Origin of the sequence: Isoptericola halotolerans, from assembly GCF_003003075.1 — a bacterium.
GTDB lineage: Bacteria > Actinomycetota > Actinomycetes > Actinomycetales > Cellulomonadaceae > Isoptericola > Isoptericola halotolerans_A.
Genome location: NZ_PVTX01000009.1, coordinates 153,779 through 172,065, shown reverse-complemented (window position 1 = coordinate 172,065; position 18,287 = coordinate 153,779). Strand labels below are relative to the sequence as shown.

General features: G+C 73.6%; 21 protein-coding genes. 10 read left to right on the top strand and 11 right to left on the bottom strand.

Features of this window, described 5'->3' with window-relative positions:
• Nucleotides 1-31 precede the first annotated feature (31 nt).
• The gene (secA, locus tag BCL65_RS13815; RefSeq protein ID WP_106268975.1) at nt 32-2,986 is read left to right on the top strand and encodes a preprotein translocase subunit SecA; all 2,955 of its coding nucleotides are present in this window, start codon (nt 32-34) and stop codon (nt 2,984-2,986) included.
• A gap of 43 nt (nt 2,987-3,029) precedes the next feature.
• Here the strand turns inward: secA and BCL65_RS18170 are convergent, their stop codons facing one another.
• Together BCL65_RS18170 and BCL65_RS13805 are read right to left on the bottom strand one after the other, a co-directional pair.
• Nucleotides 3,030-3,578, bottom strand: a complete 549-nt coding sequence (locus tag BCL65_RS18170; RefSeq protein WP_219885664.1) for an Rv3235 family protein — start codon at nt 3,576-3,578, stop codon at nt 3,030-3,032.
• A gap of 53 nt (nt 3,579-3,631) precedes the next feature.
• Nucleotides 3,632-4,441 carry a LysM peptidoglycan-binding domain-containing protein gene (locus BCL65_RS13805; RefSeq protein ID WP_106268973.1) on the bottom strand — a complete coding sequence of 270 codons (810 nt, stop codon included), beginning with the start codon at nt 4,439-4,441 and terminating at the stop codon, nt 3,632-3,634.
• A 155-nt stretch (nt 4,442-4,596) separates the two neighbouring features.
• On the opposite strand from BCL65_RS13805, the gene BCL65_RS13800 reads away from it, so the two are divergent.
• Complete coding sequence (locus tag BCL65_RS13800) at nt 4,597-5,148, top strand: hypothetical protein (protein ID WP_106268971.1); 552 nt, start codon at nt 4,597-4,599, stop codon at nt 5,146-5,148.
• Nucleotides 5,149-5,163: 15 nt separating this feature from the next.
• Here the strand turns inward: BCL65_RS13800 and BCL65_RS13795 are convergent, their stop codons facing one another.
• Complete coding sequence (locus tag BCL65_RS13795) at nt 5,164-5,373, bottom strand: helix-turn-helix domain-containing protein (protein ID WP_106268969.1); 210 nt, start codon at nt 5,371-5,373, stop codon at nt 5,164-5,166.
• A 199-nt stretch (nt 5,374-5,572) separates the two neighbouring features.
• Between BCL65_RS13795 and BCL65_RS13790 the strand changes: the two genes are divergently transcribed.
• Genes BCL65_RS13790 through BCL65_RS13780 form a run of 3 tightly spaced genes read left to right on the top strand, consistent with a single transcriptional unit; the run spans nt 5,573 to nt 8,042 of the window.
• Complete coding sequence (locus BCL65_RS13790; RefSeq protein WP_106268967.1) at nt 5,573-6,223, top strand: hypothetical protein; 651 nt, start codon at nt 5,573-5,575, stop codon at nt 6,221-6,223.
• Nucleotides 6,223-7,518, top strand: coding sequence for an AAA family ATPase (locus tag BCL65_RS13785; RefSeq protein ID WP_106268965.1), 1,296 nt, complete (start codon nt 6,223-6,225; stop codon nt 7,516-7,518). Before BCL65_RS13790 ends, BCL65_RS13785 begins: the two co-directional genes overlap by 1 nt.
• A 26-nt stretch (nt 7,519-7,544) precedes the next feature.
• Nucleotides 7,545-8,042, top strand: coding sequence for a DUF6912 family protein (locus BCL65_RS13780; RefSeq protein ID WP_106268963.1), 498 nt, complete (start codon nt 7,545-7,547; stop codon nt 8,040-8,042).
• Nucleotides 8,043-8,130: 88 nt separating this feature from the next.
• Here BCL65_RS13780 and hisN read toward each other — a convergent pair whose 3' ends face one another.
• The 5 genes from hisN to BCL65_RS18045 all read right to left on the bottom strand — a co-directional run bounded on the left by hisN (nt 8,131) and on the right by BCL65_RS18045 (nt 12,223).
• A complete protein-coding gene (hisN, locus tag BCL65_RS13775; RefSeq protein ID WP_243401064.1) occupies nt 8,131-8,850 on the bottom strand; it encodes a histidinol-phosphatase in 720 nt (239 codons plus the stop codon).
• A gap of 102 nt (nt 8,851-8,952) precedes the next feature.
• Nucleotides 8,953-10,002, bottom strand: coding sequence for a ribosome small subunit-dependent GTPase A (gene rsgA / locus BCL65_RS13770; RefSeq protein ID WP_106268960.1), 1,050 nt, complete (start codon nt 10,000-10,002; stop codon nt 8,953-8,955).
• A complete protein-coding gene (aroA, locus tag BCL65_RS13765; RefSeq protein WP_106268959.1) occupies nt 10,002-11,327 on the bottom strand; it encodes a 3-phosphoshikimate 1-carboxyvinyltransferase in 1,326 nt (441 codons plus the stop codon). The genes rsgA and aroA overlap by 1 nt, the downstream gene beginning before the upstream one ends.
• Nucleotides 11,328-11,377: 50 nt before the next feature.
• Complete coding sequence (locus BCL65_RS13760) at nt 11,378-12,010, bottom strand: DoxX family membrane protein (protein WP_106268957.1); 633 nt, start codon at nt 12,008-12,010, stop codon at nt 11,378-11,380.
• Between the two features lie 69 nt (nt 12,011-12,079).
• Nucleotides 12,080-12,223, bottom strand: a complete 144-nt coding sequence (locus tag BCL65_RS18045) for a hypothetical protein (RefSeq protein ID WP_165800025.1) — start codon at nt 12,221-12,223, stop codon at nt 12,080-12,082.
• A gap of 93 nt (nt 12,224-12,316) precedes the next feature.
• On the opposite strand from BCL65_RS18045, the gene BCL65_RS13750 reads away from it, so the two are divergent.
• The 3 genes from BCL65_RS13750 (at nt 12,317) to rsrA (ending at nt 14,383) form a co-directional block, all read left to right on the top strand.
• Nucleotides 12,317-13,282, top strand: a complete 966-nt coding sequence (locus BCL65_RS13750) for a GlxA family transcriptional regulator (RefSeq protein WP_106268955.1) — start codon at nt 12,317-12,319, stop codon at nt 13,280-13,282.
• 106 nt (nt 13,283-13,388) lie between these two features.
• Nucleotides 13,389-14,114, top strand: coding sequence for a sigma-70 family RNA polymerase sigma factor (locus tag BCL65_RS13745; protein WP_374108516.1), 726 nt, complete (start codon nt 13,389-13,391; stop codon nt 14,112-14,114).
• The gene (gene rsrA, locus BCL65_RS13740; protein ID WP_106268953.1) at nt 14,111-14,383 is read left to right on the top strand and encodes a mycothiol system anti-sigma-R factor; all 273 of its coding nucleotides are present in this window, start codon (nt 14,111-14,113) and stop codon (nt 14,381-14,383) included. Before BCL65_RS13745 ends, rsrA begins: the two co-directional genes overlap by 4 nt.
• A 122-nt stretch (nt 14,384-14,505) precedes the next feature.
• Here the strand turns inward: rsrA and BCL65_RS18505 are convergent, their stop codons facing one another.
• Entirely contained in the window at nt 14,506-14,580 is a 75-nt protein-coding gene (locus tag BCL65_RS18505) for a 50S ribosomal protein bL37 (RefSeq protein WP_374108520.1), read from the bottom strand.
• 101 nt (nt 14,581-14,681) lie between these two features.
• On the opposite strand from BCL65_RS18505, the gene BCL65_RS13735 reads away from it, so the two are divergent.
• Nucleotides 14,682-15,476: a DUF4097 family beta strand repeat-containing protein gene (locus tag BCL65_RS13735; protein ID WP_106268952.1), complete on the top strand. Its 795-nt coding sequence runs from the start codon at nt 14,682-14,684 to the stop codon at nt 15,474-15,476.
• A gap of 3 nt (nt 15,477-15,479) precedes the next feature.
• Here the strand turns inward: BCL65_RS13735 and BCL65_RS13730 are convergent, their stop codons facing one another.
• Complete coding sequence (locus BCL65_RS13730; RefSeq protein ID WP_243401053.1) at nt 15,480-16,091, bottom strand: GDSL-type esterase/lipase family protein; 612 nt, start codon at nt 16,089-16,091, stop codon at nt 15,480-15,482.
• A 138-nt stretch (nt 16,092-16,229) separates the two neighbouring features.
• Nucleotides 16,230-17,162, bottom strand: coding sequence for an aldose 1-epimerase family protein (locus tag BCL65_RS13725; protein WP_106269074.1), 933 nt, complete (start codon nt 17,160-17,162; stop codon nt 16,230-16,232).
• 76 nt (nt 17,163-17,238) lie between these two features.
• Between BCL65_RS13725 and BCL65_RS13720 the strand changes: the two genes are divergently transcribed.
• Nucleotides 17,239-18,234, top strand: coding sequence for an aldo/keto reductase (locus tag BCL65_RS13720; protein ID WP_106268950.1), 996 nt, complete (start codon nt 17,239-17,241; stop codon nt 18,232-18,234).
• The last annotated feature ends 53 nt before the right edge of the window (nt 18,235-18,287 follow it).

Sequence of the window (18,287 nt, the reverse complement as noted above, 5' to 3'; positions counted from 1 at the left end):
TTCCCGGGCACCACCGACACGGGAGAACTGCGTGCCTGCGATCCTCGAGAAGATCCTCCGCCTGGGCGAGGGCCGGATCCTCAAGAAGCTGACCGGACTCGCCGAGCAGGTGAACCGGCTCGAGCCGAGCTTCACCGAGCTCAGCGACACCGAGCTGCAGGAGGAGACGGCCCGGTTCAAGGAACGGCTCGAGCACGGCGCCACCCTCGACGACCTGCTGCCCGAGGCGTTCGCGACGGTTCGCGAGGCATCCCGGCGGACGCTCGGCCAGCGACACTTCGACGTGCAGCTCATGGGCGGCGCAGCCCTGCACCTCGGCAACATCGCCGAGATGAAGACCGGTGAGGGCAAGACGCTGGTCGCCACGACGGCGGCCTACCTCAACGCGCTGACCGGCAAGGGCGTGCACGTCGTCACGACGAACGACTTCCTCGCCCGGTACCAGGGTGAGCTGATGGGCCGCGTGTACCGGTTCCTCGGGATGACGACGGGAGTCATCGTCTCCGGTCAGAACCCGGCCGAGCGCCGTGAGCAGTACGCGGCCGACATCACCTACGGCACGAACAACGAGTTCGGGTTCGACTACCTGCGCGACAACATGGCCTGGTCGCCCGACGACCTGGTCCAGCGCGGCCACCACTTCGCGATCGTCGACGAGGTCGACTCGATCCTCATCGACGAGGCGCGGACGCCGCTCATCATCTCGGGCCCCTCCTCCGGCGACGCCAACCGCTGGTACGTCGAGTTCGCCAAGGTCGTCAAGCGCCTCCAGGTCGAGAAGGACTACGAGGTCGACGAGAAGAAGCGCACCGTCGGCGTCCTCGAGCCCGGCATCGAGAAGATCGAGGACTACCTCGGCATCGACAACCTGTACGAGTCGCTCAACACGCCGCTCATCGGGTTCCTCAACAACGCCATCAAGGCGAAGGAGCTCTTCAAGCGCGACAAGGACTACGTCGTGCTCAACGGCGAGGTCATGATCGTCGACGAGCACACCGGCCGTATCCTCGCGGGCCGTCGCTACAACGAGGGCATGCACCAGGCCATCGAGGCCAAGGAAGGCGTGCAGATCAAGGCGGAGAACCAGACCCTCGCCACGATCACGCTGCAGAACTACTTCCGGCTGTACGACAAGATCGCCGGCATGACCGGTACGGCCGAGACCGAGGCCGCCGAGTTCCAGGGCACCTACGAGCTCGGCGTCGTGCCCATCCCGACGAACAAGCCGATGGTCCGTATCGACCAGCCCGACCTCGTGTACAAGAACGAGGACGGCAAGTTCAACGCCGTGGTGGCCGACATCGTCGAGCGGCACGCGAAGGGGCAGCCGGTCCTCGTCGGTACCACGAGCGTCGAGAAGTCCGAGCTGCTGTCGAAGCTGCTGAAGAAGGCCGGGGTCCCGCACGACGTCCTCAACGCCAAGGAGCACGAGCGGGAGGCCTCGATCGTCGCGCAGGCGGGGCGCAAGGGCGCCGTCACGGTCGCGACCAACATGGCCGGCCGTGGTACCGACATCATGCTCGGCGGCAACGCCGAGTTCACGGCGGTCGCCGAGATGGCGGCACGCGGCTTCGACTCCACCGAGGACCCGGAGGCCTACGAGGCGGCCTGGCCCGAGGTGCTGGCCAAGGCGACCGAGTCCGTCGCCGCCGAGCACGAGGAGGTCGTCGACCTCGGCGGGCTCTACGTGCTCGGCACCGAGCGGCACGAGTCGCGCCGTATCGACAACCAGCTGCGCGGTCGATCCGGTCGCCAGGGCGACCCGGGGGAGTCGCGGTTCTACCTGTCGATGCAGGACGACCTGATGCGCCTGTTCAACTCGGGTCTCGCCGAGTCGATGATGGGCCGCGCCGGGTTCCCGGACGACATGCCCCTCGAGTCCAAGATGGTCACCCGTGGCATCCAGAGCGCCCAGTCGCAGGTCGAGTCCCGGAACTTCGAGATCCGCAAGAACGTCCTGAAGTACGACGACGTCCTCTCGCGCCAGCGCACCGTCATCTACGACGAGCGTCACCGCGTGCTCGAGGGGGAGGACCTGCACGAGCAGGTGCAGCACTTCGTCTCGGACGTCGTCTCGGCCTACGTGGACGGTGCCGCCGACGACGGCAACGCCGAGGGCTGGGATCTCGACGCCCTCTGGACCGCCCTCCGCTCGGTGTTCCCCGTCTCCATCACGGTGGACGACGTCGTGGCAGAGGCGGGTGGCCGTGACCGCCTCACCCGCGAGATGCTCCTCGAGGAGCTGCTCTCCGACGCCCGGGTGGCGTACGCCGCCCGCGAGGAGACGCTGGGGTCGCCGGCGATGCGCCAGCTCGAGCGCCGTGTCGTGCTGTCCGTCCTGGACCGCAAGTGGCGCGAGCACCTCTACGAGATGGACTACCTCAAGGAGGGCATCGGCCTGCGTGCCATGGCTCAGCGCGACCCCCTCATCGAGTACCAGCGTGAGGGCTACCAGCTGTTCCAGGCCATGACCGAGGCGATCAAGGAGGAGTCGGTCGGCTACCTCTTCAACCTCGACGTCCAGGTCAAGCAGCCCGGCGACGAGTCCGTGGCCTCGGGTGACGAGCCGACGATCTCCGTCAGCGCGGCCGCCGCGACGGCCGGTACGCCCGCCGCCCAGGCCATCGGTGCCGGCGGAGCGACCGTCGTCGGTGCCGACGCCGCCGAGGAGGCCCCGAGCGTCCAGGCCGCGCCGGAGCCGGAGGCGCCGGAGGTTCCGGCGTCGTTCGGCGGTGCGGACGAGCCGGTCCTGGTCGCCAAGGGGCTGGACACCCCGAAGCGGCCGCAGAACCTGCAGTACTCCGCGCCCAGCGAGGACGGTTCGACCACGTCGGGCGGCGACTCCCGCGCGGCGCGGCGCGCCCTGCACGGCGAGGCGTCAGCGGCCAACGCCGACGGTCGCACGTTCCCGGGGACGCCCCGCAACGCGCAGTGCCCCTGCGGTTCGGGCAAGAAGTACAAGATGTGCCACGGCGTGAACGAGTGATCGCTCCGCGGCGCTAGCCGCACCGGGTCGCAGCGAGCCGTGCTCAGCCGAGCTCGAGGACGGCCACGCGCCAGACGCCGCGCCGCGCCTCGAGCCGGACGGCCGCTGCCCGGACGCGACCGTCGTCCTCCAGGACGACGGTCGCCTCGGCCGTGCCGTCACCGAGGCGCACCGTGCGGATCCGTCGGACCGACACCGGGACCGCGGTGCGCGGCTCGCGGCGCTGCGCCTGGACGAGCCGGGCGCGCTGGACCAGCTGGTCCAGCACCTGCGGGGTCACCCAGCGAGCGAGGTGCGCGGCAGGTCGTTCGCCCCGCAGGACCTCGACGGCGGCACGCACCACCGACCCGCACATCGCCGTCGGGTCCGGCAGCCTCGACGGCGTGCCCGGTCCGGGTGCCAGCGGCCTCCCCGGGACCGGCACGGGATCGGACGGGACGGCACCGAGACGCAGGCGGCGGGGGGACTCCGGACGGCGGGGCGCGCTCGGAGGGGCCGCCGGGCGGCGGCGATCCCGTGGCGGGCTCGTGACGCGCAGGCGGCGCCCGGAGGTCGTCGTCGGCTCGGGGTTCTCGGATGCTGTCGTGGTCATGGGCACTCCGTTCGGGGCAGGGGCCGGGCAGGCCGTCGTGAGCGGGTGAGGGGTCAGGGTGCGCGCAGCACCTGTCCCGGCAGGACGACGTCGGGGTCGTCGCCGATGACGTCGCGGTTCGCGTCGTGCCAGGAGGTGACGGCGCGCAGGACGTCGGCGGGCGGGGCGTCGTCGGGCAGCCCACGAGCGGCGATCGCCCACAGGGTGTCGCCGCGGACCACCACGACCTCGTCCGCACCGTCGTCCTGGTGCGACGTCCGCTGCGCGCTGCCGACCGCGGGCGACGGCTCGTCCACGGGTCCGGCGCCCTCGGGGTCCTTGCCGGGCTCCTGCGGCAGGGCGGGTTCTGCGGCCGTGGCCGGCCCCGGAAGCACCTCGGCGGATGCCGAGACGGCGTCGGTGCTGTCCCCGGTGGCCTCCCAGCCGAGCTCCAGCACAGCGGCCGGCGTGGCCGCCGGGGTGGGTGCCTCGTCCGCGTGAGCGGCGCCGGGCGCCAGGAGGAGGCCTGCACCCAACCCGGCACCGACGGCGCCCCGCGCGAGCCGGCGCACGATCGCCGGCGCCCACCGGCCGACGACCGTCTCGGCGGTGCGGGTGGAACGACCCCGCCGGACGGCGGCGACGCCGGCGAGCGCCGCGGCCGTGCCCAGCAGCATCCAGCCGGCACCGGCGAGTCCGCCTGTCAGGACCAGTAGCTCGACCCAGGTCTCGACCCGGGCCGATCGCACGGCGTCCGGGTCGGTCGGGGCGACGGCGGACAGGCGCAGCGCGAGCAGGAGCAGGGCTCCGCCGGAGGCGGCGAGCAGGGTGAGGAGCGCTGCCGTGCTGCGGGCCGCTCCCGAATCCCTCGACGTGCGTGCCATCTGCCGACCTCCGTCTGATCTGCCCTGATCATGCTTTTTGATATCAGTTGATGCCGTGTGATGGTCGATATTGAAGCGTAGTGTGGCTCTCCTGTCCAGGGCAGGGCATCCTGGGCCGCGGCTCGTCGGGTACCGGACGCCGGAGGGAGGCGCTGATGAGGGGCTCGGACACGTCGCGCTGGACGCTGCTCTTCGCCGACCTCGAGGCGCAGCTCGTCGCCGAGGAGGCGGCCGAGCGCGAGGGCGCCGTCGCCGAGCTGACACGCGCCGAGCAGGCCTCCGTGCCGCTCGTGGACCGGCTGCGCGCGGCCCGTGGCCGGCCGCTGCGGCTCGACCTGCGCGACGGCGAGTCCCTGGAGGGTCGGCTCGAACGGGTCGCGACCGAGTGGGTCCAGATCGACGCACGGTCCCCGCGCGGCGGTCACCGCCAGCACGTCGTGCCGTTGTCGGCCGTCGTGGGTATCACCGGTCTCGGACGGCACGCCGTCCCGTCGGCCGCCCGGACGGACCGGCTGGGCCTCGGCACGGCGCTGCGCGGGCTGCAGCGCGACCGGGCGCGCGTGCAGGTCCGGACGACGGCGCACGTCGTCCTCGGTCGGATCGCGCGCGTGGGTGCCGACCACCTCGACCTCGAGGAGCTCGACGCGGCCCGCCCGAGCGTGCGGGTCGTACCGTTCACCGCCCTGGTCCGGGTCAGCGAGACCTGAGCGGCGCGCGACCGCTCAGAGGTCGCCGGCGTCGATCCGCGCGCGGGTGCGGTCGTACTGCTGCGCGATGTACTCCTCGAGCTTCGCGGTCTCGACCCGCCAGACCTTCTTCGGGCCCACCTGGATGGCAGGCAGCTCGCCGCTGCGGACGAGCGAGTACGCCTGGGCGGCGGAGATGCTGAGCGTCTCCTGCACCTCGGCGAGGGAGAGGAAGCGGCTGGCCATGCGTCGATCCTCCCACAGGGGTCGTCGTTCGTGCCTGTTGTCCACAGGTGATGCCGGAAGCTGTCGCGACGACGTCCCGTCCCGGATGATGGATCGCACCACCGGCACCCGTCCTGGCTCGCTAGCGTGCGTCCCGCCCGACGGACCGACCGCCCTCACCGGACGCATCGACGCGTCCGGCCGACTCCGAAGGACCACCGTGAGCAACGAAGCAACCCCGTCCCCGGCAGCACCACGGCTGCGTCGACCGACGTGGCGGGACCCTCGGCTCGTCATCGGCATCGTCCTGGTCGCCGTCGCCGTGGCGCTGGGCTCGTGGGTCGTCTCCGACGCCGACCGGACGGCCCCGGTCTACGTCGCCGCCGGCACGCTGACGCCCGGTGAGGCGGTCGACGCGTCGCAGCTGCGCGTGGTCGACGTCAACCTCGGTGTCGAGGCGGACCGCTACCTGCGTGCTGACGCCCCGGTCCCCACGGACCAGGTCGCCCTGCGGGTCGTTCCCGAGGGCGAGCTGGTCGCCACCACCGCCGTCGGCGACGCGGCCGCGGTCACCGTCCGGTCCGTCGCGGTACCCGTCGGGGCAGGACTCTCCGAGCGCATCCACGAGGGCGCCGTCGTGGACCTGTGGTTCGTCCCCGCCGCCCAGCAGGGAGCCACCGAGGCCGCGGCCGAGCCCGAGCCGATCGTGACCGGTGTGGTCGTCGAGCAGGTCGACGCCTCCGAGGGAGGGCTGGTGGTGAGCGACCACGGCACCTTGCACGTCCTCGTCGGCACGGACGACCTGCCGGCGGTGCTGTCCGCTCTCGCGGCCGAGGGCTCGGTGACCGTCGTCCCGGTGGCCGGCGCGTGATGCCCGCCGAGGTCACGGTCCTGTGCGCCGTGAGCGGACCGGACGAGACGGACGTCGTGCTCGCGCTCGGCGCGCCCGGGGCCGGCACCAGCGTGACGCGTCGCTGCGGGGACCTCGCCGAGCTCCTCGCGGCGGCCGCCGCCGGCGCCGGCACCGTCGCCGTCGTGTCGGCCGACCTGCCGGGCCTCGACCGGGAGGCCGTCGGCCGCCTGCACGGCGCCGGGACCCGCGTCGTCGCCATCGCCGACGACGGACCGGTGGATCGGCTCCGAGCGCTCGGCGTCGAGGCGGTGCTGGAGGGCGCCGCCGACCCTCGGCTCCTCGACGCGGTGCGCGACACCGCGCGGGTCGAGGATCCCCTCGCCACCCACGAGCTGGACCTCTCCGCCCTGTCCGGCGGTGCTCCCGCGGCACCGGCCCGGCCGGGTACCGTCGTCGCCGTCTGGGGGCCGGTGGGCGCTCCGGGGCGCACGACGACGGCGGTCGAGCTCGCCGCCGAGCTGGCGGGCCTCGGCGGGCACCGGGCCGGGCGTCGCCGACGGCGCCAGGAGACGCCGGACCGGCAGGACGGGTCCGCTCTCCTCGTCGACGCGGACACCTACGGCTCGTGCATCGCCTCGCGCCTCGGTCTGCTCGACGACGCACCCGGACTGGCCGCCGTGGCCCGGGCGGCGGGGCACGGCACCCTCGACCTCGCCGCGCTGGCCCGTCACGCGCCGGTGGTGGCGGGCCGCCTCCGGGTCCTGACGGGTATCACTCGCGCGGCCCGCTGGCCCGAGCTGCCCGCCAGCGCCCTCGAGGTGGTCCTCGAGGGCGCGCGGTCCCTCGCGGACTGGACGGTGGTGGACTGCGGACCGCTGGTGGAGGCCGACGAGCTGCTCATGTACGACACCCATGCCCCGCAGCGCAACGGCGCGACGCTCGCCGCGCTCCAGGCCGCCGACGTCGTGGTGATCGTCGGGGCTGCCGACCCGATCGGGATCCAGCGCCTGGTGAGAGGGCTCGAGGAGCTCGCCGAGGCACCGGTGCCGGTCCCGGCGACGCGCGTCGTCGTCGCCAACCGTGTGCGGCCCTCCGCCGTCGGGCCGGACCCGGTGCGTGCGGTCAGCGAGGCGCTCGTGCGGTATGCCGGCGTCGAGCCGCACCCGGTGCCGGACGACGGCGACGCTCTCGACGCGGCGCTGCTCGCCGGGCGCACGCTCGCCGAGCACGCGCCGTCGTCGGCCGCCCGGCGGGCGTTCGCCGAGCTCGCGGTGCTGGTGCGGGACCGGGTCGGCGCGCCCGTGCCGGCCTGAGGCCGCGCGCCGGGCACACTGAGGGCATGCGCCTCTACGTGCCTGCGACCGTCGCCGACCTCGACGCCATCAGCGTGACGGCGCGCGCGGGGTGGTGGGACGTCCCGCCGCGGGGTGCGCACGCCGTGACCGGAGCCCTGGTGTCCGCGCTGCCCGACGAGGACGACGAGGCCCGGGAGTATGCGGCCTTCCTCGCGGCGGCGGACGCCTCGCTCATGCTGGTGGCCGGCAGCAGCGACGCCGTGCCGTTGCGCGTGGTCGTCACCGTGGAGGTCCCCGAGCACGCCGTCACCGACGCTGCGGGCGACGTGCCGCCGTCCGGCGTCGACGTCGGGGCGGTGCCCGGCACGCAGGTGGAGGCGGTCCACGTCGACGAGCCGGAGGCCGCCGCGGACGTCCGCGCGGTGCTCGACGCGATCGACGCGGGCGACGACGAGGCCCTGGCGGCGGCGACGGAGCAGGTCGACCAGCGCGACCTGCTCTGGTACCACCCCACCGAGGCGCACCAGGTGCCGCGCCCCTGAACCTCCCTCGAGCGTTGTGGGCGCGATTTCTGGGCCCGAAAGTCGCCACAAGAGGTGCAAAACGGGCCAGAAATCGCGCCCACAACGCCTAGCCGAGGTAGACGAGAGCCTTGTCGTGCAGGTGGCCGTTGGTGGCCAGCGCGTTGCCGCCCCACGGGCCGTCCACGCCGTCGAGCGACGTGAAGCGCCCGCCCGCCTCGGTGACGATCGGGACCAGCGCCGCCATGTCGTACAGCTCGAGCTCGGGCTCGGCGGCGACGTCGGCGGCGCCCTCGGCGACCAGCATGTACGACCAGAAGTCGCCGAACCCTCGCGTCCGCCAGCACTCCCGGGTCAGGTCCAGGAAGCCGTTGAGCTTGTCGCGCTCCTCCCACCCGGCCAGCGACGAGTACACGAACGAGGCGTCGGAGAGCGACTGCACACCCGACACGTGCATGCGGCTCGCGGCCGCGATGGACTTGCCGGTCCAGGCGCCCGACCCCTTGGCCGCCCACCAGCGCCGGCCCAGCGCGGGTGCCGAGACGAGGCCCATGACGACCTCGTCGCCGTCGGCCAGCGCGATGAGCGTGGCCCAGACCGGCACGCCGCGCACGAAGTTCTTGGTCCCGTCGATCGGGTCGATGATCCAGCGCCGGGCGCCGCTGCCGGCCTCGCCGAACTCCTCGCCGACGATCGCGTCGCGGGTCCGTGCTCGCGCGAGCTGGGCGCGGATGAACTCCTCGGCGCCCCGGTCGGCGTCCGAGACGGGGGAGTCGTCAGGCTTGGTCTCCACGTGCAGGTCCACTGCCTTGAACCGCGACATCGTCATCGAGTCGACCTGGTCGGCGATCACGTGGGCCAGGCGCAGGTCGTCCTCGTACGTGCGTCCGTGCCCGTGCTGGCTGGAAGTCTGCTGGAAGGTGGCCACGACTCACACGGTAGCGGTCCGGGCGGCCAGCAGGCGCCGGAACGACGCCAGACGGGCAGCGCGTGTCGCCCGGGTGCCGTCGTCGGGGGCGTCGGCCGCCCACTCGTCGAGCGCGCAGTCGGGGGCGTCGGCCAGGTGCGTGCAACCGCGGGGACACTGCGCGGCGACCTGGTCCAGGTCCTCGAACGCGGCGAGCAGGTGGTCCACCTCGACGTGCGCCAGCCCGAAGGAGCGCACGCCGGGGGTGTCGATGACCCAGCCGTCGTGGACGCGCCCGGTGGTCCCGGCGGGCACGGGCAGGCGGAGGGCGACGGCGGAGGTGGAGGTGTGGCGACCGCGGCCCGTCACGTCGTTGACCACGCCGGTGGCCCGGTCGGCATCGGGGACGAGGGCGTTGATGAGCGTCGACTTGCCGACGCCGGAGTGACCGACCAGCACCGACGTGCGGCCCAGGAGGTGCTCGCGGACCGTCTCGACGGCGTCGGGCGAGTCGCGCCGGGTCACGACCACCTCGACACCGAGGGGGGTGTACAGGTCGCGGAGCCGGTCGGGGGAGGCGAGGTCCGCCTTGGTCAGGCACAGCAGGACGTCCATGCCGGCGTCGTACGCGGCGACGACGCAGCGGTCGATCATCCCTGTGCGCGGCTCGGGCTGGGCGAGCGCGGTCACGACCACGAGCTGGTCGGCGTTGGCGACGACGATCCGCTCGTAGGGGTCGGTGTCGTCCGCCGTCCGGCGCAGCACGGAGGTGCGGTCGGTGAGGCGGACGATGCGGGCGAGCGTGCCCTCGTCCCCGGTGGTGTCGCCGACGACGTCGACCCGGTCACCGACGACGGTGCGCGTGCGGCTGAGCTCGCGCGCCTTCATGGCGAGGATCTCGCGCTCGTCCGGACCGCCGTCGTCGATCACGAGGGTGTAGCGCCCCCGGTCGACGCCGACGACCATGCCGGTGACGGCGTCGGCGTGCTCGGGGCGCTGCTTGGTGCGGGGGCGGGAGCCGTGCTTGGAGGGGCGCGTGTACCGCGCGTGCTCGTCGCGGACCCGACGGACCATCAGCCCTGGTCCTCCGGCGTGCGGCCGAGCATGCGCAGCCACATCGTGTCGAAGCCGGGCAGCGTCTTGGCGGTGGTGGCGACGTCCTCGACCTGCAGGCCCGGCACGCGCAGGCCGAGCAGCGCGGCCGACGTCGCCATGCGGTGGTCGGCGTAGGTGCGGAACACGGCGCCGTGCAGCGGGCGCGGGGTGATGACCAGCCCGTCGCGCGTCTCCTCGCAGCGTCCGCCGAGGCGGGTGATCTCGGTGGCGAGCGCGGCCAGGCGGTCGGTCTCGTGGCCGCGCAGGTGCGCGATGCCGCGCAGCCGGCTGGGGGAGTCGGCCAGCGCGGCGAGGACGGCGAAGGTCGGGGCGAGCTCGCCGCCCGCGTGCAGGTCGACGTCGACGCCGCGGACCTGCCCGGTGCCGGTGACCGTGAGGACGTCGCCCTCCACGGTGGCGGTGGCGCCCATCTGCTCGAGCAGGTCGGGGACCATCGCCCCGGGCTGGGTGGTCTGCGCGGGCCAGCCGGGGACGCGCACGGTGCCGCCCGCCACGAGGGCGGCGGCGAGGAAGGGGGCGGCGTTGGACAGGTCGGGCTCGACGCGGACGTCGCGCGCCGCGATCGGCCCGGGGGTCACCTGCCAGATGCCGTCGCGGGAGTCGTCCACTTCCACGCCGACGTCGCGCAGGGTGGCGACGGTCATCGCGATGTGCGGCAGGCTCGGCAGCGTGGCGCCGATGTGGCGCAGGACCAGGGGCCGCTCGAACCGTGCGGCGGCCAGGAGCAGCGCGGAGACGAACTGCGAGGACTCCGAGGCGTCGACGTCGACCGCCCCGCCCGCGACCCGGCCGCGCCCCCGCACGGTGAACGGCAGGTGGGTCGGGAAGTCGGGTCCGTCCCCGACGACCCGGACTCCGAGGCTGCGCAGCCCGGCGAGGACCGGCAGCATGGGCCGCACCCGCGCCGCGGGGTCGCCGTCGAACCGGACGTCGCCGTCGGCCAGGGCGGCCACGGGGGGCAGGAACCGCATGACGGTGCCGGCGAGCCCGCAGTCGAGGTCGACGTCGCCGGTCACGGGGCCCGGCGTCACGTGCAGCGTGCTCGGCTCGCCGCCCTCGGTGATGGTGGCACCCAGGGACCGCAGCGCGCCGATCATGAGGTCCGCGTCCCGCGACCGGAGGGCCCCGCGCAGCGTGCCCTCGCCCTCGGCCAGGGCGGCCAGGACGAGCAGCCGGTTCGTGAGGGACTTGCTGCCCGGCACCTCGACCGTCGCGTCCAGGGGGCCGTCGGCCACGGGGGCGTCCCAGAGCGGGGTCGTGGTCCTGTCGGGCGCTGTCGTCATGGGTCCGAGCCTAGTTGACCCGGTCCGACGGCGGACGCCGCGTCCGGAGGTCAGGACACCTTGGCCTTGGCCTTCGCGACGGACGCCTTGGCCTGCCGGGCGGCGAGCCTGGCGTCCTTGGTCGCGGACCCGGCGGCGTGCTTCGCGTCCTTGGTCGCGTGCTTGACGGACCGCGACGCCGACGACGCGGCGTGCTTGGCGTCCTTGGTCGCGGCCTCCACGGTGTGCTTCGCCGTCCGGGAGGCCACCGCGCGCTGCTGCCCGATCCGGTAGCTCATACCAGGCCGCCCCTCGAGGTCGATGCCGGCGATGACGGCCGCCCCGACGGCGCCGAGGTTGCGCACGAACTTGCCGGTCTTCTCCGTGCGCAGCTCACCCTGGGACGAGAAGGGCTGGTTGACGACCGCCAGCGGGGCGCTGAGCGCGGCGAGCGTGAGGGCCGCGGTCCGGGGAGCGCGGCCGACGGCGAGCAGCAGCCCGGCGGCGACGGTGACGGCTCCGTGGGCGCGCACCAGCAGCGACACCTGGGTGTCGTCGAGGCGGTCGACCCCGAGGGTCTGGGTCACTCTGTCCGCGCCGTCGCGCGCGGCCGCCGTGTGCTCGGCGGGGTGCAGCGCGGCAGAGAGCCCGTCGTAGACGAACGGGACGGCCAGCAGGGGGCGGGCGAGACGTCGCAGCAGCATGGCCCCACTGTGGCAGAGGCCGCGCGTGCATGCTCGCCGACGGCGGTGGCGTGTCGGGGAGCGGGGCGCTCAGCCGGGCGCGGGGCCTTCCCACCAGTCGGGGTGGGAGCGGGGCGGGCGCCGGCTCCCGAGCCCGTCGTGGCGGACGGTGCGGCCGAGGGCGGCGACCCAGGCGCCGAGCAGGAGGAGGGTGAGCAGCAGGAGGAAGGTCATGGCAGTAAGTCTTTGCCCGTCGAGTTCCTGTCACCAGTGGCAGAGATGTCAACGAGCATCGACTTCCAGCCAACCTCGTGGCAGCATGGCGGCATGATCCGCAAGGTCGCCGCCGTCGTGGTCCCCGGTGTCGCCCCGTTCGAGCTCGGCATCGCCTACGAGGTGTTCGGGATCGACCGCCGCGCCACGGGCGGGCCCACGTTCGACTTCACGCTCTGCACGCCGGAGCCCGGCATGGTCCCCACCAAGGGCGGCTTCCCCCTCGGGGTCGCGGCCGGGCTGGAGGCCACCGCCGACGCCGACGTCGTCGTCGTGGTGGCCTACGACGTCATCTCGGGGGCGGGTCGGGTCGACGTCCCGCCCGCCTACCTCCAGGCCGTCCGCGACGCCCACGCCCGTGGCGCCTGGATCCTCTCGCTGTGCTCCGGCGCCTTCGTGCTCGCCGCGGCGGGGCTCCTGGACGGTCGTCGCTGCACGACCCACTGGATGTTCTCGGACCGGCTCGCCGAGGCCGCACCCCGGGCCGACGTCGACCCCGACGTCCTGTTCGTCGACGACGACCGCATCATCACCAGCGCCGGGACCGCCGCCGGGATCGATGCCGCGCTGCACCTCGTGCGCGTCGAGCTCGGCGGGGAGGCGGCGCGGTCCATCGCGCGCCGGATGGTCGTCCCGCCGCAGCGGGACGGCGGTCAGGCGCAGTACGTCGTGGACCCGCTGCCCTGCGAGGCCGACTCCCTGTCCGACCTCCTGGCCTGGATGCGCGAGAACCTCGCCGAGCCGCACACCGTCGCCACCCTGGCCCGCCGCGCCATGCTCTCCGAGCGCACCTTCGCGCGGCGGTTCCGGGACGAGACCGGCACCACGCCCGGTGCCTGGCTCACCCGCCAGCGCGTGGCCCGCGCCCAGGAGCTGCTCGAGTCCACCGACGCGCCGGTCGACGAGGTCGCCCGCCTCGTGGGCTTCGGCAACGCCGCCGTGATGCGGCACCACTTCGCCCGCCGGCTGGGCACCAGCCCCGTCGCCTACCGGCGTCGCTTCGCGGCGGTGGCCTCGTGACCCGCCCGACCGCGGCGCGGCATCCGGCGGGCGGGGCCGCCCGCCGTCGGGCGCAGGAAAGTCGGGCGCAGGGAATGGGAGCGGTCCCCCGGTCGTTGCACCGACCGTGGCTACGCTTGCACCCGAACGACCAGCCGCCGTCGCGCTCGCTGAACTAGGCTCGACGGTGATGACCGACGAGACCGAGCGCACATCAGGTGCGCACCCGACCGCGGACGAGATCGGCGAGGACACCGAGCGCGCCCCGGAGGAGACGACGGCGGACCGCGCCGCGCGCTTCGAGCGGGACGCGCTGCAGTACCTCGACCAGCTCTACTCGGCCGCCCTGCGCATGACGCGCAACCCTGCCGACGCCGAGGACCTCGTCCAGGAGACGTTCGCGAAGGCCTTCGCGGCGTTCCACCAGTACAAGCCCGGGACGAACCTCAAGGCCTGGCTGTACCGCATCCTCACGAATACCTTCATCAACAACTACCGCAAGAAGCAGCGCCAGCCCCAGCAGTCGCAGACCGAGGACATCGAGGACTGGCAGATCGCGCGTGCCGCGACCCACACGTCCCAGGGGCTCCGTTCCGCGGAGGCCGAGGCGCTCGACCGCCTGCCCGACTCCGACGTCAAGCGGGCGCTCGCCGAGCTCCCCGAGGACCGTCGCATGGTCGTGTACTACGCGGACGTCGAGGGCTTCCCGTACAAGGAGATCGCCGAGATCATGGGAACACCGATCGGGACCGTGATGTCCCGGCTGCACCGTGGGCGACGCCAGCTCCGCGAGCTGCTCGCGGACTACGCCGCCGACCGAGGGTTGACCGCGGCACGCGGAGGGACGTCATGAACGCCGACATCACGCCGGTCCCGCACGAGCTCGCCGAGGGCGAGAGCGACTGCGAGCACATCCTCACGCACCTGTACGAGTATCTCGACTCCGAGATGACCGAGGCTGACGAGCACCGCATGCGAGCCCACGTCGCGCACTGCTCACCCTGCCTGGCCGAGCTCAGCGTCGAGGAGCTCGTCAAGAAGCTCGTCAAGCGGTCGTGCGCCGAGCAGGCCCCCGAGGAGCTGCGGCTGCGCATCCGCGCGCAGATCCTCGCCACCGGCTGAGGACGCCGGGCCGGCCCGCCCGGCGGTCACCAGCGCGGACATGAAAGATGCAGGCCTCCTGTCGTGGAGACCTGCATTTTTCACACCCACGGCGTGGGTGTCGGGGTGTGCCTGCCGACGCCTCAGGCGTTGGGGCGCTTGCCGTGGTTCGCGGCCTTGCCCTTGCGGGCGCGACGCTTGCTTCCGCGCTTGCTCATGGCTGTCTCCTCAGGAGAAGGTTTGACATGGGGTCGCCCTATGATCCCATACGGGCGGCCGGCATCGCGGCACCCGGAAGTCCCGGCACCACGGAGGCAGCATGACCAGCGAGTCCTGGGCGGTCGCCGCCCCGCAGACCCTCGACCTGGGCGGGGTCTCCGCGGCGTCGCTGCGGCTGCAGGACGGCCGCGCCGACGTCGTCGTGGACCCTGCGGCCACGCGGACCACGCTCGAGATCGTGGAGGTCGGCAAGAAGCCGTTGCAGGTCGTGCACGAGGGCGGCCGGCTCCGGGTGGCCTACGAACGGTCGCGGGTCGAGGCGTTCGTGGCCCGGGTCAAGTCGCTGGGCGACTCGGACCGCGCCGTCGTCCGGCTCACCGTGCCGCCGGGCGTCAGCGTCGACGTCGGCACCACGGAGGCCGACGTCGACGTCGCCGGGACGACGGGGACCGTCGTCAAGACGGTCACGGGCGCGATCCGGACCAGCGGCACCCACGGCTCGCTCTACCTCCGGTCGGTCTCCGGCGACGTCGCCGCGTCGGGCCACGCCGGTGACGTCTCGGCGCACGTGGTCTCCGGCGCGCTCGCCGTCGACGGCGCCCTGGGTCGGGTCTCGGCGGGCACCGTCTCCGGGGCGGTGGCGGTCACCGCGACCGGTACCGCGCCGATGGTGACCGCCAAGACGGTCTCCGGAGACGTGGCGCTGCGGCTCGACCCGGGCACCCCGGTCAGCCTCAAGGTCCGCGGCGCGGCGGGGCAGGTGGTGCTCGACGGCGAGGTCCAGGCCTCGGCCGCCCGGACCCTCTCCGTCGACCGTTCGGCGGCGGGCGAGGGCAGCGTGGCCTACCTGACGGCGAACGTGACGTCCGCGCGCGTCATCGTCTCCCGCGCCTGAGCGTCAGGACGCCTCGGCGTCGTTCGGCAGGCCCAGCCAGGCGTGCCACCCCGTGTGCAGCACGAGCCAGGCCATGAGCCCGTAGCCGGCCTGACCGGGGTACGTCGCCCCCGTCGTCGCGAGGTCGGCCAACCACTGCTCGTGCTGGGCGAGCGGGGTGTAGGTGTCCACGTACGGCACCCGACGGCGGTTGGCGACGTCCGCGAACGCCGCCGACAGCTCGGCGATGCGGTCGCCGTCCTCGGCGCGGCCGGGCGGGGGTCCGACGACGAACGTCGCCAGCCGGCGGTTGTCCGCCACGTCGAGGATGTTCGCCAGGTTCAGCCGGGACCGCGCCACGGAGAGGCCCGCGTCGATGTCGTGCCTGCCCAGCGCGACGACGAGGCGGTTGTCGCACGTCGCCTCGGGGCCGAAGCGGGACTCCGTCTCGGTCTCCCAGCGCGCACCGAGGGCGGACGTCGTCTCGCCGGGCACGGCGAGGACGAACGACATCGCCGGCCGGTCGAACCTGGTCCGCGCGAGCACCCGGCCCGTCCAGCCCAGGGCGCGTGCGTCCCCGACGCCCACACCGAGCTCGTCGCCCACCACGCAGATGCGCACCTCGCGCTCCGTCACGAACCTTCACCACCCTGCCGTCTTGCCGTTAGCGCCGCCATTGTTCCGTGCTCGGACGCGGCACCGCATGATCCCACGCCGCCCCCCCGGGACGAGGGAGGGCGGCGCGTCCGCGCTGATACCTCCTGCGTGCCGTGCTCAGCGCAGCGTCGCACCCCAGCGCACGGTGTGCGAGTCGCCGGGCGCCAGGAGCACCAGCCGGTCCCCGGTGTTGAAGGCGTCGGCGTAGCAGCTCATCGGCTCGGCGGCGAGGCCGAACCGGTGGTGGCCGGCGATGTGGTCCGCGGAGCACACCTGCCAGCAGTCCATCGAGTCGTCCATCCAGATCGCCGGTGTCCGGCCGTCGGGGCACCCGAGCAGGCACCACGAGAGGCCGTCGGCGTCGCGGGTCGCGCCGACCCACGCGTCGTCCAGGTCGAGCCCGGCCAGCGAGCGCGTCTCGCGCAGGTCGTGGTCACCGGTGACGGGCTCGACCCCGGTGGGCAGGAGGCGTTCGTCGACGGTCACGTGCTCGGCCGCGTCGAGGCGCACCGTGCAGGCGTCCAGGTCGGCGCCGCCGGAGGAGAGCCACGGGTGGAAGCCCACGCCGTAGGGCGCGGTGCCGGTGCCGGCGTTGCGGGTCGTGACACGCACCTCCAGGCCGCGCTCGGCGTCGAGCGAGTACCGGACCTGGCTGGTGAGCTGGAACGGCCAGCCCTTCTGCGCCGGCAGGGCGAGCTCGAGCGTCACGGAGTCGTCGGCGACCTCGACGGGCGACCAGCGGTACCAGCAGGCCAGGCCGTGCAGGGCCGTCCCGCGGTCCGGCTCGCTCACCGCGAGCTGGTACGTGGCGCCGTCGGCCCGGTAGCGGCCGTCGCGCAGCCGGTTCGGCCAGGGGACCAGCACGGCGGCGTTGAAGACGGGCGCCGCCTCGGTCTCGTCGAAGGGGACGAAGACGTCGCGCCCGTCCACGCTGTACTCCCGGACCATGGCCCCGACCTCGGTGATCGTGGCGGCGTGCGTCCCGGCGGTGATGCGGTACTGGGTGCCCGACGGCGCCTCGGGCGCGGCGGGGTTCGAGGTCGTGTTCACGGTCACACCGTAGTCGTCGCGCCGAGAGGCGCCGTGCCGCGTACCGTGTGGTGGTCACCTCAGAGGGAGAAATCACATGGATCAGCGGGTACTCGGCCGGACCGGGCGGATGGTGTCGGTGGTCGGCCTGGGAACCTGGCAGCTCGGCGCGGACTGGGGCGAGGTCGGCGACGACGAGTCGCGGGCCGTGCTCGAGGCGTCGCTCGAGGCCGGGGTCAGCTTCTACGACACCGCCGACGTGTACGGCGACGGCCGGAGCGAGCAGGCGCTGGGACAGTTCCTCGCGGCCCACCCCGGCGAGGGGATCACCGTGGCGACGAAGATGGGCCGCCGCGCGGACCAGGTGCCGGAGAACTACGTGCTGCCGAACTTCCGCGAGTGGACCGACCGGTCCCGGCGGAACCTCGGCGTGGACCGGCTGGACCTGGTGCAGCTGCACTGCCCGCCGACGGCCGTGTACTCCGACGACGAGGTGTACGACGCCCTCGACACGCTGGTCGCGGAACAGGCGATCGCGGCCTACGGCGTCTCCGTGGAGACGGTCGACGAGGCGCTCACCGCCATCGCGCGCCCGGGTGTCGCCACGGTGCAGATCATCCTCAACGCGTTCCGGCACAAGCCGCTCGAGGAGGTCCTGCCGGCGGCCTCCGAGGCGGGCGTGGGGATCATCGCCCGCGTGCCGCTCGCCTCCGGGCTCCTCTCGGGCCGCTACACCAAGGACACGACGTTCGCGGAGAACGACCACCGGACGTTCAACCGGTCGGGTGAGGCGTTCGACGTGGGGGAGACCTTCTCCGGCGTGCCGTTCGAGACCGGGGTCGAGGCCGCGCAGCGGTTCTCCGCCCTGGTCGAGTCGGCGCTGCAGCAGGACCTGACGCCGGCCCAGGCCGCTCTCGCGTGGGTGTGGCAGCGGGCGGGCGTCTCGACGGTCATCCCGGGGGCACGGAACCCGGAACAGGCTCGCCTCAACGCGGCCGCGGGGGACGCCGGCGTGCTCGGCCCCTTCTTCGTCTCCGGCGTGCGCGAGCTCTACGACGAGCTGGTCCGCGAGCACGTCCACGACAGGTGGTAGGTCGCCCCTGACGACGAAGGCCCCGGTCACGCCGAGCGTGACCGGGGCCTTCG

Excerpts from the sequence above, each read along its gene's own strand:
- BCL65_RS18170 (WP_219885664.1), bottom strand. The coding sequence starts at position 3,578 with ATGACCACGACAGCATCCGAGAACCCCGAGCCGACGACGACCTCCGGG.
- BCL65_RS13805 (WP_106268973.1), bottom strand. The coding sequence starts at position 4,441 with ATGGCACGCACGTCGAGGGATTCGGGAGCGGCCCGCAGCACGGCAGCG.
- BCL65_RS13800 (WP_106268971.1), top strand. The coding sequence starts at position 4,597 with ATGAGGGGCTCGGACACGTCGCGCTGGACGCTGCTCTTCGCCGACCTC.
- BCL65_RS13795 (WP_106268969.1), bottom strand. The coding sequence starts at position 5,373 with ATGGCCAGCCGCTTCCTCTCCCTCGCCGAGGTGCAGGAGACGCTCAGC.
- BCL65_RS13785 (WP_106268965.1), top strand. The coding sequence starts at position 6,223 with ATGCCCGCCGAGGTCACGGTCCTGTGCGCCGTGAGCGGACCGGACGAG.
- BCL65_RS13780 (WP_106268963.1), top strand. The coding sequence starts at position 7,545 with ATGCGCCTCTACGTGCCTGCGACCGTCGCCGACCTCGACGCCATCAGC.
- hisN (WP_243401064.1), bottom strand. The coding sequence starts at position 8,850 with ATGACGATGTCGCGGTTCAAGGCAGTGGACCTGCACGTGGAGACCAAG.
- rsgA (WP_106268960.1), bottom strand. The coding sequence starts at position 10,002 with ATGGTCCGTCGGGTCCGCGACGAGCACGCGCGGTACACGCGCCCCTCC.
- aroA (WP_106268959.1), bottom strand. The coding sequence starts at position 11,327 with ATGACGACAGCGCCCGACAGGACCACGACCCCGCTCTGGGACGCCCCC.
- BCL65_RS13760 (WP_106268957.1), bottom strand. The coding sequence starts at position 12,010 with ATGCTGCTGCGACGTCTCGCCCGCCCCCTGCTGGCCGTCCCGTTCGTC.
- BCL65_RS18045 (WP_165800025.1), bottom strand. The coding sequence starts at position 12,223 with ATGACCTTCCTCCTGCTGCTCACCCTCCTCCTGCTCGGCGCCTGGGTC.
- BCL65_RS13750 (WP_106268955.1), top strand. The coding sequence starts at position 12,317 with ATGATCCGCAAGGTCGCCGCCGTCGTGGTCCCCGGTGTCGCCCCGTTC.
- rsrA (WP_106268953.1), top strand. The coding sequence starts at position 14,111 with ATGAACGCCGACATCACGCCGGTCCCGCACGAGCTCGCCGAGGGCGAG.
- BCL65_RS13735 (WP_106268952.1), top strand. The coding sequence starts at position 14,682 with ATGACCAGCGAGTCCTGGGCGGTCGCCGCCCCGCAGACCCTCGACCTG.
- BCL65_RS13720 (WP_106268950.1), top strand. The coding sequence starts at position 17,239 with ATGGATCAGCGGGTACTCGGCCGGACCGGGCGGATGGTGTCGGTGGTC.